This window comes from Niabella sp. ZPM-14 (assembly GCF_055693045.2).
Genome location: NZ_CM181148.1, coordinates 2,935,052 through 2,951,743 on the forward strand (window position 1 = coordinate 2,935,052; position 16,692 = coordinate 2,951,743).

A 16,692-nucleotide genomic window follows, 5' to 3' on the forward strand; every position below is an offset into this window, starting at 1 on the left:
GAGAAGGCCGAAAGTCCGCAGGCCCGAAAGATAATGCACCACATTAGCTCCCTGACTTACGGACTTCCTTGCCCTGGTCTATTAATAATAAATTATTCCGCTTTCTTCTTGGCAGCAGCCTTCTTCTTAGCGGCTGCTTTTTTAGGGGCCGCTTTAGGCTTTTCTTCAGCAGCCTCTTCGTTTGCAGCACCTTCCTCTTTTTCCGCTGCTTTCTTTTTAGCAGGCGCCTTCTTCTTTTCAGCAGGCGCTTCTTCTTTAGGCGCTTCTGCTGCCGCTTCTTCCGGAGTTTCTTCAGCTGCTTCAGGCTCTGACAATTTCAACTCGACCTCATTTTTCTTTAAGATATCGAACCATTTCACGATCTTCTTCATATCGCTGTTGTACACGCGATCGAAGTCCATATCGGGATACACTTTCTGAAAATAAGCCTTCACCGCCTTGTCGTCCTTGGCGTCCGGAAGCGTGGTGTCATCTTTGTCCATTGCATTAAAAACTTCTACCAGGTTCACATTTTCCCCGGTGGTATAAATTTCAATACTTTCCAGGTGTGAAAACTGATGAATACGGGTTGACGCAAATTTGGTCGACTTGTCCTGTAAGGAACGCACAATAGCACCATCCTTTTTACTGCTTACCAATTCATAAAGGCCAGGTAAACCTGTAACCGCAACTAATTTATAATACTCCATAACAAAAATGTTGAGTGGCGCAAGATAAATATTCTGACTCATTTCTTCGGAATATTTAATTTTTTTTCGATGAAGGATAACAAATTGCGTATGAAGCTGCGCCTGATCTTTCGCAACTCGACAGGCGGTCGCCTGCTAAAAGCAGGACTTTTTCATCGGGAAAAGTCAAAAATTGAACCTGAATATGCCGAACTGATTGTATTTAAGATTCTTTTAATTTCTTTTTTAGCGAAGGATTACAATTTTTTGGGCGTCCAACAAGGCTAACAGGAAATTTTTATGAAGGTAGCTGGATTTATTTCTTTATTTCTCTTTTTAGGGATCGTGAGTCAGGGACAAACCATCAGGGGAACGTTGATGGATCCGATTGAAGGCATAGCTGTAAAAGGCGCTACGGTTCAGCTACTCAACCCGGCAGATAGCAGCACGCTGCGTTCTACGGTTTCAGACTCATCAGGAACTTTCCTGTTTTCGAATCTTTCGATGGGAGACTATGTCCTGAGGAGCACGTCCATCGGCTTCGAGATGTTATTAAGAGCCGTTTCTTTAAACGACTCTATGCCTTCGATAGACCTCGATGACGTATATATTCCCAAAAAGACGACGACTTTGGAAGGGGTGGTGATCGTGGCCTCCGCACCGGCAGTTTCGCAAAAAGGAGACACCACGCAGTTCAGTGCCGGTCAATACAAAGTCAATCCCGATGCCACAGTAGAAGATCTCATCAAAAAGATGCCGGGTATTACGGTAGACCGCAGCGGAACCGTGACCGCGCAGGGAGAGCAGGTGAGAAAAGTAACCGTGGATGGTAAAGATTTTTTCGGGGACGACGCCACGATGGCGCTAAAAAACCTGCCTTCAGAAGTCGTTGATAAAATACAGGTTTTCGATCGTTTGAGCGATCAGGCCCAGCTGACCGGTTTTGATGATGGTAACTCGGTGAAGGCCATCAATATTGTTACTAAAACGCAGGTCAACAATGGCCAGTTCGGCCGTGTGTACGCAGGCTATGGTACCGATGAGCGCTACCAGGCCGGCGGCAACATCAGTTTTTTTAACGGAGACCGGCGTATATCTTTCGTTGGAAATTTCAACAATGTCAACCAGCAAAACTTCGCGTCACAGGATCTGCTTGGCCTCACCAGCAGCGGTGGGCGCGGCGGCGGTTACCGGGGCGGTGGCTATGGCGGCGGTTCTGACAACTTCACGGTGGGCATGCAGCCGGGTATCAGCAAAACCAATGCTTTCGGCGTAAACTTCAGTGATAAGTGGGGCAAGAAAAAGAATGTGGACGTAGCCGCCAGCTACTTCTTCAACAACTCGAACACGACGAACGAAACGGAAACCTTTACTCAACGTACACTGAACCCTGATACAATTTTATACAGCGGACAAAATTTCCTCAACACATCCAGGAATAATAATCACCGCTTCAACCTAAGAATGGAGTATAAGATCGATTCCAATAACACCTTATATATTATTCCTTCGGTGAGTTTCCAGGATAACAGAACTGACTATTTGAATAATTCGAGCTATTCCTACTACAACAATTCCGACTCCATCAATAGTGCCGCCGGCAACTCAAGCGCGCAGCGCAACGGGTACAACATCAATAACAATATTATGTATCGTCACTCGTTTGCAAAACGAGGGCGTACCCTTTCTTTGGGCTTTCAGACCGCATGGAATAAGAACGACGGCGATTCATACAACTACAATATGCTGAAGTATTATAAGCCGGAAGTGTTGGATTCCCTGCTGGATCAGTACAAATACAATAACACCAACGGCTTCCGGTACTCCGGGCGGATCAATTATTCCGAACCATTGGGTAAGGAAGGACAAATCGAGATTGAATACGAAAGAGAGGTGCAGAAAAATACGGCTGATCAGCGCACTTTTGATTCTGACGGGATGGAATACACCATTTTCCGGCCCGAGTTTTCTAATGAATTTGACAATACGATCACGACGAACACGGCTGAGCTTGACTATCGCCTGGGTCGCAGCCGCGATAACCAGTTCTCGGTGGGTGTAGACTTTCAGAACTCCAGGCTGGAAAGTGAGCGGTACTTCCCCACAACGGCCTATGTGAACCAACATTTCAACGCGATTTTGCCCAACCTGCGCTGGTCCAAAAAAATCGGGCTGAACAGCAACTTCAGGCTGTACTATCGTGCGCGGACTGAATTTCCTTCTATTTCAGACCTGCAGGATGTGCTCGATATCAGCAATCCGCTCAATGTAAGAAGCGGTAACCCGGCCCTGAAACAATCTTACACCAATTTCGGATCGGCCAGGTATTCATTTGTCAACCGTAAAACAGGGACCAGCTTTTTCGCCAATATCTTTGGACAACTTACCAATAATTATATTACGACCGCCACGTATATCGCGCGGAGCGCCGACTCCACGATCCAGAACGGATATGTGTTGAAAGAGGGGTCACAGTTTTCACAACCGATCAACCTGAATGGTTACAAGCAATTGAATTCTTATTTCGTATACAGTTTCCCACTCAAAGCCCTTAAATCAAACATCAACCTGAACGCCGGTTTTAATTTCACCGAAAGGCCAGGTCTGATCAATTACCTGAGAACGAAAACGACATCGACGGCTTATTCCGGCGGTGTCGTTTGGGGAAGCAACATCAGCGAGTACGTAGATTTCAACCTCTCGTACAACGCTGCTTTCAATAATTCGGTAAGTACAGCAGACAACAGGAATAACAAGTATGTCAACCAGCAGGCGGGCATCTTTGTCAACCTGCTCAGTAAAAATGGCTGGTTCATTCAAAATGATGTGACCAACCAGACTTACAGCGGTCTGAGCCAGGGGCTGAACCAGTCTTACTGGTTGTGGAACGCTGCGCTTGGAAAGAAATTTCTCAAGAACAAGGCGGGAGAGTTAAAGCTTTCGGTATTTGACCTGCTGAAACAGAATCAGAGCATCTCGAGAACGATTGAGCCCAATATTATACAAGACACCAGGAGCCGCGTGCTGCAGCAGTACTTCATGCTGACATTCACCTACAGTCTCCGCAATTTCGGGAAAGGCAAACCTGCTGCTTCCGAGGACGGTGACAGGAGGGAATGGCGGGGCGGACCGCCTCCCGGTGGTGGCCGGCCGGGAGGTCCCATGTTCTAGCCGGGGTTAGAAGGTTAAAAAAAAATGTAGTAATATCGCTGCCTGAATTTTAGCAACAAACTAAACTCTTGGTTAGCGAGGAAATACTTGTAGAGCAGTTAAAGCAGGGGGACGAAGCCGCCTTTAAGCATATTGTAGACACATATCAGAATATGGTGTACAATACGTGTCTGGGCATTGTCAAAAGCGAAGAGGATGCTGAAGATCTGGCGCAGGAGGTATTTGTTCAGGTATATCAGTCCATCCATTCGTTTAAAGGGGAATCTAAATTCTCCACCTGGCTCTACCGCATCGCGACTACCAAATCGCTCGATCACGAGCGGAAGAAAAAAAGGAAGAAGCGTTTTGGATTTGTCAAAAGCATTTTCGGCGACGATGCGCAGGTAGAAGTGAACCCACCCGATTTTAACCACCCCGGTGTAGTGCTCGATCAAAAGGAAAATGCAGCCATATTGTTCCGCGCCGTAGAAAAGTTGCCGGAAAATCAAAAGATTGCGTTCATTCTAAATAAGATAGAGGGGCTTAGCTACCAGGAGATCAGTGAGATCATGCAGACAACCGTATCGGCCATCGAGTCGTTGCTGCACCGTGCAAAGAACAATTTGAAAAAAATATTGGAGGGGTAAAAAGGCTATTTTACAAGTAAAAGCAAAAAAGAACGTCTAATCAGAAAGGAAACGTGAGAGAAGCATCCTGGCGGATGCTAACGGATGGATTGCCAGATCTTTATAAATCGGCTGTTCTGCAACAGGCACTGGAAAGGATGAATAAAAAATAAGAAATCCTGATTTTTTTGAGGATATTAAAAAAATAACTTATTTTTTTGCGGGTCCGGTAATGCCGGTTGCATGTGGACTCAGCATAAACAACAAGCACATGAAAAGATCCCAAACGGAAATTGAAAATATTTTAAACAGCCTCGATGGCATCTCACGTGCCGAAGCCAGGCCTTTTATGCATACACGCGTCATGGCCAGGATCAGGGAGGAAAATGGTTTCTGGTCCAGGGCGGTGAAGTGGGTAGCCCGTCCGGCTATCGCATTTGCCTGTCTTTCCGCGATCGTTTTGGCCAATATCGTCACTGTTGCCAGCTCTGATTATGACGAGCAGCAGGAAATCAGTTCCTTTGCTTCTAACAGTGTTACCGATGTGATTCAAAACGAAAACTATATACTGGCCGTTAACGACGTTAATCAATAGATACTAATGACCCGAAGTCGATCTACTAATAAATTCCTGGTTTTTATCATTTTTCTTTTGCTGCTGACCAACATCCTCGTGTTGGGCTATTTCCTGTATTTCTGTAAAAAGCCGCAAACGGAAAGGGGTAAAGACAGCTTCGCTGCCATTTTACAAAAAGAAGTGGGCTTTGATGATGCCCAGGTAGCGCGGTTTAACGAACTTAAAAAATCACATTGGGCACAGGCAAAGGCCCGGATGGATGATATCATCCGTGTTAAAAATGCCATCTTCGCGCTGACGCGCCAGAAGAATGTGCCCGACTCGGTGTTGGAAAACCTGGCTGACTCAGCAGGACGCTTACAAAAACGATTGGAAATCAGTGCGTACAGGCATTTTGTGGAAACCAGGAAAATGTGTACGCCCGAACAGGAAGCTGCTTATGATTCCCTGATGGTCAAAATCATTAACAAAGGAAAACCAAGAAAACCTGGTCCGCCCCCGGCAGACGATTAAATCCTTTGCAACTTTTACGGAAATTTAGCCTCTTATAATAAAGTCTTATTAAATGAAACGCTCGTTCAATGAATCGGTGAATGACTGGCGTAGCGTTCCGTCCGACTGAATTCAATAAATAAAAATTTACGGATGAAAACCAAAGCATTTATTTTATTGGTAGCTATCACGCTCCTGGGTTTCGGTGTGACCCGGGCTCAGAAAGCATCTGATAAGGAGGTAAAAGCTAAAGTGGCACTCGCCATGGAACGGCTGGATGAAGCCTTTAAACCCGAAAAAGAAAAACGAAGCACGCTCGAGGAGATCTTCAACGAATTTTATACCGAGCAGCAAAAGCTTAAAAATAATATCCAGCGCCCGGCATCCGGCCTGACACAAGGCCTGGTCAGCCAGGATTTTCAGAGCGTCCGGAAAAGAAATGAGGCGCTGATCGCGACGCGTGAAAAGCGACTCAAAGAAGAGCTGACCGAAGAGCAGTACAAAAAATGGAAGGGAGAGATTGAGCCGGCCCTGCACAAGAGAAAATAACGCTACCGTATTTCGTAAATCAGCATTTCGTCGGTGCCCTTGTATTGCTCATGGTCCTGCACCAACACCAGGCGGTTACCATCCGGGCTCCACACTACCGCATGAACTTCTTTCTGCGGCCGGTCTATTTTTGTCTTTTCAAGCGTAGCCACATTTATAATAAATGCTTCAGATGCGGCAGTGATATATATTAAATATTTACCGCCAGGGCCTAGATAGGCTTTGTTGTACGTTACATTCAACGGCTTTTTTGTGATCAGTTGATCGCCCTTATAGGTGACAATAAAGTTAGTATCCTCCGGCAGGTAATGCTGATCATCGAGATAGAGCAACTGCTTTTTGTTATCGAAAGCGAATTTGTAGGTAAGATTGGTAAACTGGCGCACGCCGAAATGATGTAGCGTGTCTCCCCCGCTCATCAGCAGGTGCTGGTATTCATTCGCCATGCCGGTTCCGGAGTCTGCAGGACTGTAAACCACATAGGCCAGTTGATTATCCAGCAGGTAGGTTTCGCCCACGAGCTGGTACATCCGGTATTTGATAGCGGCCTGCTGCACGAGCCTGGATCGCCGGGTTTTAAGGTTCACCTGGCTGATTGAAATCGCCGCTCCGTAGGGACCGTTCACGCGGTCGCCCGCTTTGTACACGAGGGTGAGCGAGTCCATAAAAAACGGGTCCAGCAAATAATTGCCCAGCGGTTTCGCCACTTCTTCAATTTTTTGAGTCGATTTGTTAAAGATCTTGACCGTATTGCCCTTGTACGAATCGGCGTAGAGCTTGTCCTGTTTCTCCAACGGGCGCAACTGAAACGCGTAAGCAATCCGGTTGTCATTCGTAGAAAAAGCCGGTGACCAGCCGTAATCCAGTAGCGAAAGCTGCTTTTTGGGGATATTAAAGAGGCTGACCACGGGATCGTTCTGGCGCGTGCCGGAAGTGGATTCAGGTAAAAAATTGCGGTTTACATCTTTCAAAAAATCTTCCGGGGAAACCCCGCTGTCTTTGCCGCTCAATTGGCGCACAAAGGCAATATCCTCATTATTCCTGGCCAGGGCCGGGTTCAGTATATAATAACCCCGCTGGGACCAACCCGCCGTTTTTTTAACGACCGGAGCCTGGCTCCACAGCAAATTACTTATGAAAATCAAAAGAGTAGTAAGCGTAACGCACATGCACTTTATCATGATCCGATATCTGTCAATTTGTAGTAAAACGAATTTTTTCCTTAAATATTATATGATAAGACGCAATGCTCCCCGAAAGGTTCGATAGGTCAAACCCAGACCTTCCTGAAAATTTAATATTAAATAATTGTTATGTTTTGTAACTTTAAACGACACGATGAAACAATGGGCGATCATAGGACTGTTTCTTTTTCTGTCTCCGGTGCTATTTGCGGGCACAACGAAATCGGTTTCCTTTAATTTTTATGGGGAAATGATATCGTTCAGCTACGACAAAGCGCAACTGCCGGATTTCAGCGAGGAAGGTTTGTCAGACGCGTCCATCAACCAGTTCTATGAAAACGTGCGCCGGACCAACCTGGAACAAGTGCTGGCCGCGATGGAGAACTACCGCGACCAGCACCAGGCAGACGACTGGCTCTATTACCAGCTGGTCAGGAAAACGGCGCAGCAAATCAGTCCTAAGGGAGATAATTACCTGCGCTATACCTTGTACAAATGGTATTTCATGATCCGCTCGGGATATGGTACGCTGCTCAGCCAGAATAAAGGCCGGCTACTATTTTACATTCAATGCGATGAAAATATTTACAATATTCCTTACCGGCTGAAAGAAGGCCGGCAATATGTATGTCTCAACTATCATGATTATGGAAGCAATATCAATTTTGAGCAGGAGCCTTTTACTCCTGTGAGCATTGAGACGCCTGCTTTTACGAGAACATTTTCGTACAAAATAGAAAAGCTGCCGGATTTCAATGAAAGTGATTATGTGGACAAGAACCTGAGGTTTACCTACAACACAAACGATTATAATTTTAAGATCAAGATCAACCCTGAGATCAAAAATCTTTTCAATAATTACCCGGTAGTAGATTACAAGGACTATATCAATATCCCGCTCAGCAATACTACTTATCAGTCGCTTATTTCACTGCTCAAAAAACAGGTGAAAGGATTGAACCCCAAAAGCGGTGTTGATTACCTGATGCATTTTACCCGGTACGCTTTTCCTTTTGATGCGGATACGGAAGCGTTTGGTGCGGAAAAGAGATTGTCGCCGGAACAGACACTTTTGTCACCTTACAGCGATTGTGACGACCGCGTAGGACTGTTCTTCTTTCTCGTGAAAGAGATCTATAATTTACCCATGATCGTTTTGGCCTATCCCAAACATGTGACGATTGCGGTGAAATTTGATAAGCCGGTCGGCAGCACTATCGAGTATAATGGAGACAAATATTCTGTATGCGAACCTACACCCCAAAGCAGGGACCTGAAGCTGGGAGAGTTGATGCCTGAATTAAGAAAGGAAACCTACGAAGTCGCGTATGTATATCATCCGTAATGGATTCAGAAGAAAAAAGGAGCTTCGGAAGAAGCGCCTTTTTATCCTAAAGTAATTCCTTACAATTAAAATTTATAACTCACGCCTACGCCGAAAGCGCTGCCGGGGCTGTAAGATTCGAAGGGCTGATCTGCTGCTTCGTAAGATTTATATACCTTTTGCATTTTAGCGTTCAATATGTTTGAAGCCTTGACATCAACTGCAAAGTGGTCGCCGAGTCTTTTTCCAAAAGTAAAGTTCAGGCTGTTGAACGGCTTTTGGTACACGTCAGGGAAGATGCTGCCGCCCACGATCCAGAGTACAGGGCCTTTCACGTTGTAGAATAAACCTGCATCTATTCCCTTATCGGGGTTGTTATAACCAATACCTGCGTTGATCACGTAAGGCGCCTGACCGGCCATGGGACGGTAGTTGTTCAGTGTCTCGCCTTCTTTCTGATATCTTTGACGGGCCTTGTATTCAACGTCAGTCATATCGATCCTGGACATTACATAAGTGAAGTTACCATTGATGCTGAACGGCTGAAGGCTTTCAGCAATAAAGTCCAGTGTTTTGCGGAACTCAATCTCACCACCCACCAGTAAACCTTTACCCACATTGCGCGCCTGGTATTCTGTGCTGGTTTGTTGCTCATAAATTCTTACCAGCTCGATCGGGTTGTTGAAGGTCTTTGCAAAGGCGCTCACAGAAAATATCTGTGCCGAAGGCATAAACTTTTCCCAACGAAGATCGAAGTTGTTGATATCCGTCTCAACCAGTTGACCGTTCCAGGTCACTTCGCCCGTTTCAGGATCGTTGTAAGGCAACATACTACCGTTGAAGAACCGGTTGGTAAGCGGATCTAATATCTGCGCAAAAGACATCTCTTTAAAAGAAGGTCGGGCGATCGTGCGTGCATAAGACGCTCTCAGGTTTTGACTGGGTGTGATAGCGTAGATCAGGTTCACACTTGGGAAAAAGTTCAGTGTGTTCAATACCTTGTCATTATTCAGGCTGCGTATACCCTGGTTGTCTCTTCCGGTATGCCTTTGCGTATACTGCTCAGCACGGATACCGAGGATGGCCTTGAATTGATCTGTTACCGGCAGCTCATTTGAAATGTAAGCACCGGTATTCATTACGTTCGATTGGTATTCGTTAGCATTGGGCGTGTTGTTGCCCGATACAAAATAAGCGCCGTTAGGGTTATTCGGATAAATATTTTCAGGGTTCAGCACCTGGTTGGGGTCATAGTTGATGCCGCTCCAATCCTGAGGATTGAAGAACTGGAGATTGAAGGCAAGGATTTCGTAATCCCTGTTTTTATACAGGTTGCTCAATCCGAATTTCAGTTTCGCCGCGCGATCCTGGAAGGTATAGCGTTTGGTAAGATCAATCTTAGATGCTACGTTCACCTCGTTCAGGTAGCGCCAGATGCGCGAAGGGTTACCACCTGCACCAGCTGCAAACCAGGTCACAGTAGGATCATAAGTGAAGGCCGTCTTGCGAATGTCCGGATCGTTTGAAATCGAATAAGTCGGTGAAATGCGCCAGTCTAATTCCCAATCAGGGTTTTTGAAGCGATGATCTCCATTCAGCAATATGTTGGTTAATGAACGCTGGTTGTACTCAATGTTATCGGACTTTGCAAAATAACCCGACTGACCCACTGCTTCTCCGTCGTTCTGGATATCGAACTTACCGGCGCGGCTGGTACCGCTTTGCAGGTGCGTCGCGGTCAGGCGATACTTACTTAAGTTCGTTTTATAAGCAAGGCCTGCCAGTACACCCAGCAGTGTATTTCTTTCACCCAGCTGTCCGTTTTGAAGCGTTGCATACCTGAGTTCTTTTTCTGCAGGGTCGGTATATTTTTGGTATTCTCCATATACCAGGTCATTGTAGTAAGTGTAAGTGGTTTTGTAAGAAACCGAGAACACATAACCCAGCTTAGGAGACTTTCTGCCTTTCAGGGCAAACTGGTTGCCGGCTGATAAGGAAAAGTCATAGTCGAAAAGACTGGTAGCCCTGGTGGCGCCCAGGTTAGGGTTGAAGCTTTTAATAAACTTAGACACTTCCTGCGGGTTCTGACCACTGGTCGGAGAAGGGATATTCCTTCTTCTTGCTCCGTCGGGTAAAGCCCGTGTTCCATCGTCAAAGCCCAGGAAGTCTGTTTTGCCTCCCTGATCCTTGAGATAATTGGAGTTAAAATGCATGGAAGGATTCACTGAAACACCCAGGGACACGTCCAGGGTTTTACGTTGCGGAAAATCTTTTATTTCGATATTCATGGCGCCGCCTGTAAAATCGGCGGGCATCTCGGCTACAAAGTTTTTGCTCACCATGATGTTATCGATCAATCCCGAAGGGAAAATATCCATCTGCAGGCTGTTCCTGTCAGGGTCAAGGCCGGGGATATCCATACCGTTCAGGGTAGTTTTGGAGTAGCGGTCACCCAAGCCTCTTATGTATACATACTTACCTTCCTCAACAGATACGCCAGTTACTCTCTTCGCTGCGGCACCTGCTGTAGCATCGCCTGCAAGGCGGATCTTGTCTGCAGATATACCATCCATCATGGCGGGAGACCGGCGTTTAACGGTATACAAGGCCGCTTCGGAGGTTCTCACCTGTCTTGCGGTTACCACTACTTCCTCGATCTGCTTTGCTGCCGGTTGCATACGCAGGTTGTTCAACAGCGCCACTTCTTTACTGGTCACATGAACTTCCCGGATCTCCAGGTTTTGATACGAAACGATGGATAACTCTAATGATACGAGACCGGTGTCCACAGAAAAAGAGAAACTTCCATCCAGGTCTGTGGTAGTGCTAACCGGGGTTCCCTTCACCGTCACGGTAACACCTCTAAGCGATTCACCGGAAACATCATCGAAAACAGTACCGCGGATAATGCCTTTTTGGGCATCCGCAAAAAGGGAAGATAAGAGTAAGAATACTAAGACTAGTTGCTTGCGCATTATAATAGAAATTTTAAGTAAGAAAAGGCTCGCATATGAGATATATACGAGCCTCTGTATATACAAAGTAAGTTGGGGTTAAGCCATGTTCTTAGAGCTTGTCCGCCTTGGCAGCCCATGTCCAGCTCAGGTTGGCAGCTGCAAATGTAGAGGCCGTTCCTTTCACGATACCTACAGGGAGAGGGCTTACAATCACATTCGCGTTGTTTTTAATGTAGTCAGTGATAGCGCCTGAAGGTGTATCTAAGTTGATACCTGAATAAGTCACTACGTTTGCCGCTGTTGCATTATGTCTTATTACCTGGCTGGCAGTGAAACCAGTGATCAGGATGTTCTGAAGATTCACATAAGTATTGTTGTCTGTATTGATCAGGTCGGCAGAACCAGTAGCCACTACATACCCATTTTTAATCGTGTGAGGACCGTAGTTCGCAGCGCCTTCAGGACCATCCAGTTCAAAGCAGTGGCCACCGGGTGTAATAACAGCAAAGTTGTCCAGTGTGCCATTCCATGATTGATCAGTGTCGATACCATCGTCGCCTACATTCCAGGTTACTACGTTCTTAACGTTAACAGTACCACCAAACCATTCGATACCATCATCCTGATTGGCTACTATTTCAATGTTCTCAACCACAGTACCTGAACCAACACCACCCAGCGTAAGACCATTGATTTCGTTGCCGGCTCCGATATCAGTACCGCCATGACGGATAGATACATATTTAATCACGCCTGAGTTATCAGTAGCGTTAGTTCCGCCATACAGACCGTTTTGATCTGAAGTAGGGATACCTTCGATCTGCACAGAAGCTGCAGAAGCAGAGATCGGTGCGTTTCCTAAGATGATCACGCCACCCCAGAGACCGTTCACTGTTGGAGCCAGGTTAGGGCTTTCAAAATTTCCGGCAGCGATATCAGAAGGCATGATCTCGTCTGCTACAGATGTGAAGATGATAGGAGTAGCAGCTGTTCCTTCTGCCATCAGTTTACCTCCTCTGGCAACCAGCAAAGCCGTAGCGTTGGTTCCTGCGCCAGCTCTTCCTTTAATAACAGTACCTGCTTCAATAGTTAAGGTAGCGCCGCTGGTAACAGTGATACGACCGTCTAATTCGTATACGTTGTTTTTGGTCCACCTTGTATTGGCAGTGATATTAGATGTTACTATGACGTTTGCAGAGCTGTCATCATCATCTATTGGATCGTTGTCTTTAGAACAGGCTGACATCCAAACTGCCAGTGGTAATAATAAAGCAGCGATACTTTTTTTAGAGGTTCTCATTGTTTGGGATTTTTTATTTTAAAAATGTTTTAATAGTGAGCCCTTTATTCGCTGCAAAGGTGAATCCGTAGTGTTACCAGATGATTACGGATATGTTACCAAATTGTAAGGCTAATGTTACGCCAACATTAATAATCCCTATTTTTGTTGATAACAACCGGTTGATTATAAAAGAAACGTGAATGGAAAGCTTTGGGTCTGAGCCATCCAATATTAAGGAATTATTAAATCCTCTGATTTTAGGTAATACAAGCATCTAACAAAATACTTTTGCCACCACTTTAAAACAATTTGTTATGGGTCTTAACTCAATACTCAAAATTTTTACGCCGGCGAATACGGTCTTTTTCGAGCTCTTTGAAAAGATCGCGGAGAACGTAGCCAGGTCAGGCGATCTTTTAAAACAGCTGGTGTTTGAACCTGACTATGACAGGAGAAGTGCTTTGGTACAGACCCTGACAGATGTAGAGCACGCCAGCGACGAGCTGACCCATAATGTGTTTACCGAACTGAGCAGGAACTTTATTACCCCTTTCGACCGCGAAGACATCCACTACCTGGCTGCAGCGTTGGACGATATTGTGGATTATACCTATTCCGCAGGAAAGAAGATCAACTTCTACCGCATCAACCCCAACGAAACGGGCTTTCAAAAAATGGCAGAACTGATCGAGCAGGGCGGCCAGCATGTAAAAACCGCGGTGGCAGAGCTCAGGGATATGAAGAAGATCAGGAACATCACAGAAGCGCTGGTAAAGATCAACAGCATTGAAAACCAGGCTGACGATGTATTTGATATGAGCATTGAAAAGTTGTTCAATAGTGATATCGACGCTAAAGAACTGATCAAAAGAAGAGATATTTACCAGGTGATGGAGCTGGTTACAGACAAATGCGAAGACGCAGGCAATGTAATCGAGTCTATTATTATTAAATATGCTTAAACAGCTTATGGTCCATGGCGTGGTTCATAGTCAGTTGATCCATGAGCCATTGCCCGTTAACTATTAACTATCATGTTCACCTACCTCGTTATTATAATAGCATTAGCGCTCATTTTTGATTATATCAATGGGTTTCATGATGCAGCCAACTCCATCGCAACGGTAGTATCCACGAAAGTGTTAACGCCTTTCCAGGCAGTACTATGGGCGGCGCTCTTCAACTTCGTTGCTTATTTTATTTTTAAAGATCATGGCGTAGCCAACACGATCGCTAAAACGGTTAAAGAGCAGTATATTGATCTAAACGTTATTTTCTCGGGTCTGATCGCGGCCATAGCCTGGAACCTGTTCACCTGGTGGCGCGGTATTCCTTCCTCTTCATCCCATACGCTGATCGGCGGCTTTGCGGGCGCTGCAATTGCGCACTCGCAGACATTGGCTTCCGTGAACTCTGCGGTGGTCCTGAAAATTGCATCATTTATTTTCCTGGCGCCTTTGCTCGGTCTGATCATGGCGTTCTTATTATCCATCTGGTTTATGAATTCTTTCAGGAAAGGATGGGGTATGAGAATTTTTTCCATTGCCGTGATCCTCGGTATCATCGCGTTCTGGTATTTTACCATAGAGACGGATCCGGCCCTGCTTAAATCTCATTATGAATCTTATTTTTTGAAGGTCATTTTTTACTCCAAGAACTTTAAATTCCTGTTGTTTGGACTGATTGTGATCATCATGGCCATTTTTTCGCTGTTTCTCAGTTCGCTCAATGCCTACCGCGCTACAGTATGGTTCAAGCGTTTACAACTGGTATCATCTGCCATCTTCAGTATTGGTCATGGTGGTAACGATGCCCAGAAAGTAATGGGGATCATCATGGCGGCGCTGGTAGCTTACGATCCTAACGCTTATAGCCTGGACCACATGGTATTTTGGGTGCCACTGGCGTGTTATTCAGCGATTGCATTAGGAACCATGAGCGGTGGCTGGAAGATTGTAAAGACCATGGGTACGAAGATCACTAAAGTAACGCCTTTTGAAGGGGTCGCGGCCGAAACGGCGGGTGCTCTTACCTTATTTATCACAGAAGAATTAAAAATACCTGTAAGTACTACGCATACCATCACGGGGTCGATCATGGGTGTGGGTGCCACCAAGCGCCTGTCAGCAGTGCGTTGGGGTGTAACGATCAATTTGCTTTGGGCCTGGATCCTCACGATTCCCATCAGCGCGATCCTCGCGGGGGTGGTTTATTTTATCGTGCGGCTGATTGCGAATTAAAAAACGGAGGACACATGATCTTTGCGGATCAATGCCTCGAATGCTTGAATAATGTTCCCTTGGCGATTGAACAATGCATTTCACGGTCACAAAAATTAATAGCTGTATACAGGTACTCGTGGCTTTATCAACGCGTCTGACCGTCCCGGTCTGACGCGTTGATAGATCTCATTCCTTTGCTCTAAGCCGCTTGGAGTGCGTTCGGTCTAACGGTATTAGTGACATAACAACTAACCCGTCCGCCATGCCGATTAAAACTTCTCATTGATTTTTAAGTAAAAAACGCTCACCTTTGCGCCGGTAATAAACGCAAAGTTGTTTTTTTATAGTACCGACAGAAGGGATGCCTCCCTCAGGAAATTCCTTCTAAAATACAAAACCGGCATGATAGCGCTTGTTACCACGATTGATTACATTTTAGAAAACCAATATCTTCTATGGCAAAAATTTTAGTTACCGGTGGCTGCGGATATATCGGATCTCACACCGTTGTCGATCTTATTCAAAACGGGTATGGTGTTATTTCCATCGACAATAACAGCAGGTCCAATCCTGAAGTGTTGCAAGGCATTCAAACCATCACGGGCAAGGCCGTTAAAAATTACAAAGTAGACCTTTGCAATTTTGATGATACTTATGCGGTATTCCAGGAAAATACCGATATCGTGGGCATTATCCATTTTGCGGCATACAAAGCCGTGGGAGAATCAGTGGAGCAACCATTGATGTACTATGAAAATAACCTGAACTCGCTGGTAAATATCCTGCGTTGTGTGCGTGATTTCAAAGTGCCCTACTTTGTATTCTCTTCATCCTGCACGGTGTATGGCAATCCCGATGCAATACCGGTGACAGAAAAAACACCGACCAAGCCGGCGGAGAGCCCGTACGGAGCCACTAAACAAATGGGCGAGCAGATATTGACCGATTTTGCCAAAATAGCCAAAGAGACCAATATTATTTCTTTGAGATACTTCAACCCCGTGGGTGCACATCCTTCCATCGAGATCGGCGAATTGCCGATCGGCCGGCCACAAAACCTGTTCCCGGCGATCACGCAAACGGCCATTGGCAAACTGCCTAAGATGACCGTTTATGGTGATGATTATGATACACGCGATGGAAGCTGTCTGCGCGATTTTATCCATGTAAGCGATATTGCACATGCACATACGCTGGCCATCCAGTTTGTTGAAAGCCAAAAGAACGCTTCAAATTATGAAATTTTCAACCTTGGCACCGGAAATGGTGTTACTGTTCTGGAAGCAATCCACGCATTCGAGCGGGTAAGTGGTGAAAAGTTAAATTATGAGATAGGACCTCGCCGCGCAGGTGATGTGATCGCGATCTATGCTAATAATGATTATGCCGTGAAGAGCCTGGGATGGGATATCCAATATGGCATTGACGAGATGATGAGTACCGCCTGGCAGTGGGAACAAAAGTTAAAAAAGCAGGCTGATGCTGCAAGCTGATAGTCTGATTCAGATTAACAAAGCCCGCATCATTTGCGGGCTTTGTTATTATAACTTATTTTTATAAAAAGTTGATCAGAAGACCTCTGACTATGTTGTAGAAATGGTGCTGTTCGAAACCGACCAACCGGTAGTCTGAAAAGATCTGTGAAACCATACAGACGAAGC

14 protein-coding genes are annotated in these 16,692 nt (G+C 45.6%); 10 read left to right on the forward strand and 4 right to left on the reverse strand.

Features of this window, described 5'->3' with window-relative positions; translation table 11 throughout:
* Window positions 1-92: 92 nt before the first annotated feature.
* Entirely contained in the window at window positions 93-731 is a 639-nt protein-coding gene (locus tag ACU37H_RS12415) for a DUF5606 family protein (protein ID WP_472703983.1), read from the reverse strand.
* Between the two features lie 27 nt (window positions 732-758).
* On the opposite strand from ACU37H_RS12415, the gene ACU37H_RS12420 reads away from it, so the two are divergent.
* The 6 genes from ACU37H_RS12420 (at window position 759) to ACU37H_RS12445 (ending at window position 6,062) form a co-directional block, all read left to right on the forward strand.
* Complete coding sequence (locus tag ACU37H_RS12420) at window positions 759-956, forward strand: hypothetical protein (RefSeq protein ID WP_472703981.1); 198 nt, start codon at window positions 759-761, stop codon at window positions 954-956.
* 12 nt (window positions 957-968) lie between these two features.
* Window positions 969-3,839 (forward strand): outer membrane beta-barrel protein, encoded by a 2,871-nt coding sequence (locus ACU37H_RS12425; protein WP_472703979.1) that lies wholly within the window; start codon window positions 969-971, stop codon window positions 3,837-3,839.
* 68 nt (window positions 3,840-3,907) lie between these two features.
* A complete protein-coding gene (locus tag ACU37H_RS12430; protein ID WP_472703977.1) occupies window positions 3,908-4,465 on the forward strand; it encodes an RNA polymerase sigma factor in 558 nt (185 codons plus the stop codon).
* A gap of 250 nt (window positions 4,466-4,715) precedes the next feature.
* On the forward strand, window positions 4,716-5,039 hold the full coding sequence (locus tag ACU37H_RS12435; RefSeq protein WP_472703975.1) for a hypothetical protein: 324 nt from the start codon (window positions 4,716-4,718) through the stop codon (window positions 5,037-5,039).
* A gap of 6 nt (window positions 5,040-5,045) precedes the next feature.
* On the forward strand, window positions 5,046-5,534 hold the full coding sequence (locus tag ACU37H_RS12440) for a hypothetical protein (protein WP_472703973.1): 489 nt from the start codon (window positions 5,046-5,048) through the stop codon (window positions 5,532-5,534).
* A gap of 132 nt (window positions 5,535-5,666) precedes the next feature.
* Window positions 5,667-6,062, forward strand: a complete 396-nt coding sequence (locus ACU37H_RS12445; RefSeq protein WP_472703971.1) for a hypothetical protein — start codon at window positions 5,667-5,669, stop codon at window positions 6,060-6,062.
* A gap of 2 nt (window positions 6,063-6,064) precedes the next feature.
* Here the strand turns inward: ACU37H_RS12445 and ACU37H_RS12450 are convergent, their stop codons facing one another.
* Window positions 6,065-7,243, reverse strand: a complete 1,179-nt coding sequence (locus ACU37H_RS12450) for a hypothetical protein (protein ID WP_472703969.1) — start codon at window positions 7,241-7,243, stop codon at window positions 6,065-6,067.
* A 157-nt stretch (window positions 7,244-7,400) separates the two neighbouring features.
* Between ACU37H_RS12450 and ACU37H_RS12455 the strand changes: the two genes are divergently transcribed.
* Window positions 7,401-8,591 (forward strand): hypothetical protein, encoded by a 1,191-nt coding sequence (locus tag ACU37H_RS12455; RefSeq protein WP_472703967.1) that lies wholly within the window; start codon window positions 7,401-7,403, stop codon window positions 8,589-8,591.
* Between the two features lie 65 nt (window positions 8,592-8,656).
* On the opposite strand, the gene ACU37H_RS12460 is transcribed toward ACU37H_RS12455, so the two are convergent.
* Window positions 8,657-11,545: a TonB-dependent receptor gene (locus tag ACU37H_RS12460; protein WP_472703965.1), complete on the reverse strand. Its 2,889-nt coding sequence runs from the start codon at window positions 11,543-11,545 to the stop codon at window positions 8,657-8,659.
* Between the two features lie 91 nt (window positions 11,546-11,636).
* Entirely contained in the window at window positions 11,637-12,827 is a 1,191-nt protein-coding gene (locus ACU37H_RS12465; RefSeq protein WP_472703963.1) for a beta-helix domain-containing protein, read from the reverse strand.
* A 296-nt stretch (window positions 12,828-13,123) separates the two neighbouring features.
* Here ACU37H_RS12465 and ACU37H_RS12470 point away from each other — a divergent pair, with 296 nt between their 5' ends.
* The 3 genes from ACU37H_RS12470 to galE all read left to right on the forward strand — a co-directional run bounded on the left by ACU37H_RS12470 (window position 13,124) and on the right by galE (window position 16,524).
* Window positions 13,124-13,771, forward strand: coding sequence for a DUF47 domain-containing protein (locus tag ACU37H_RS12470; RefSeq protein WP_472703961.1), 648 nt, complete (start codon window positions 13,124-13,126; stop codon window positions 13,769-13,771).
* Between the two features lie 72 nt (window positions 13,772-13,843).
* The gene (locus ACU37H_RS12475; protein WP_472703960.1) at window positions 13,844-15,049 is read left to right on the forward strand and encodes an inorganic phosphate transporter; all 1,206 of its coding nucleotides are present in this window, start codon (window positions 13,844-13,846) and stop codon (window positions 15,047-15,049) included.
* Between the two features lie 437 nt (window positions 15,050-15,486).
* Complete coding sequence (gene galE, locus ACU37H_RS12480) at window positions 15,487-16,524, forward strand: UDP-glucose 4-epimerase GalE (protein WP_472703958.1); 1,038 nt, start codon at window positions 15,487-15,489, stop codon at window positions 16,522-16,524.
* The last annotated feature ends 168 nt before the right edge of the window (window positions 16,525-16,692 follow it).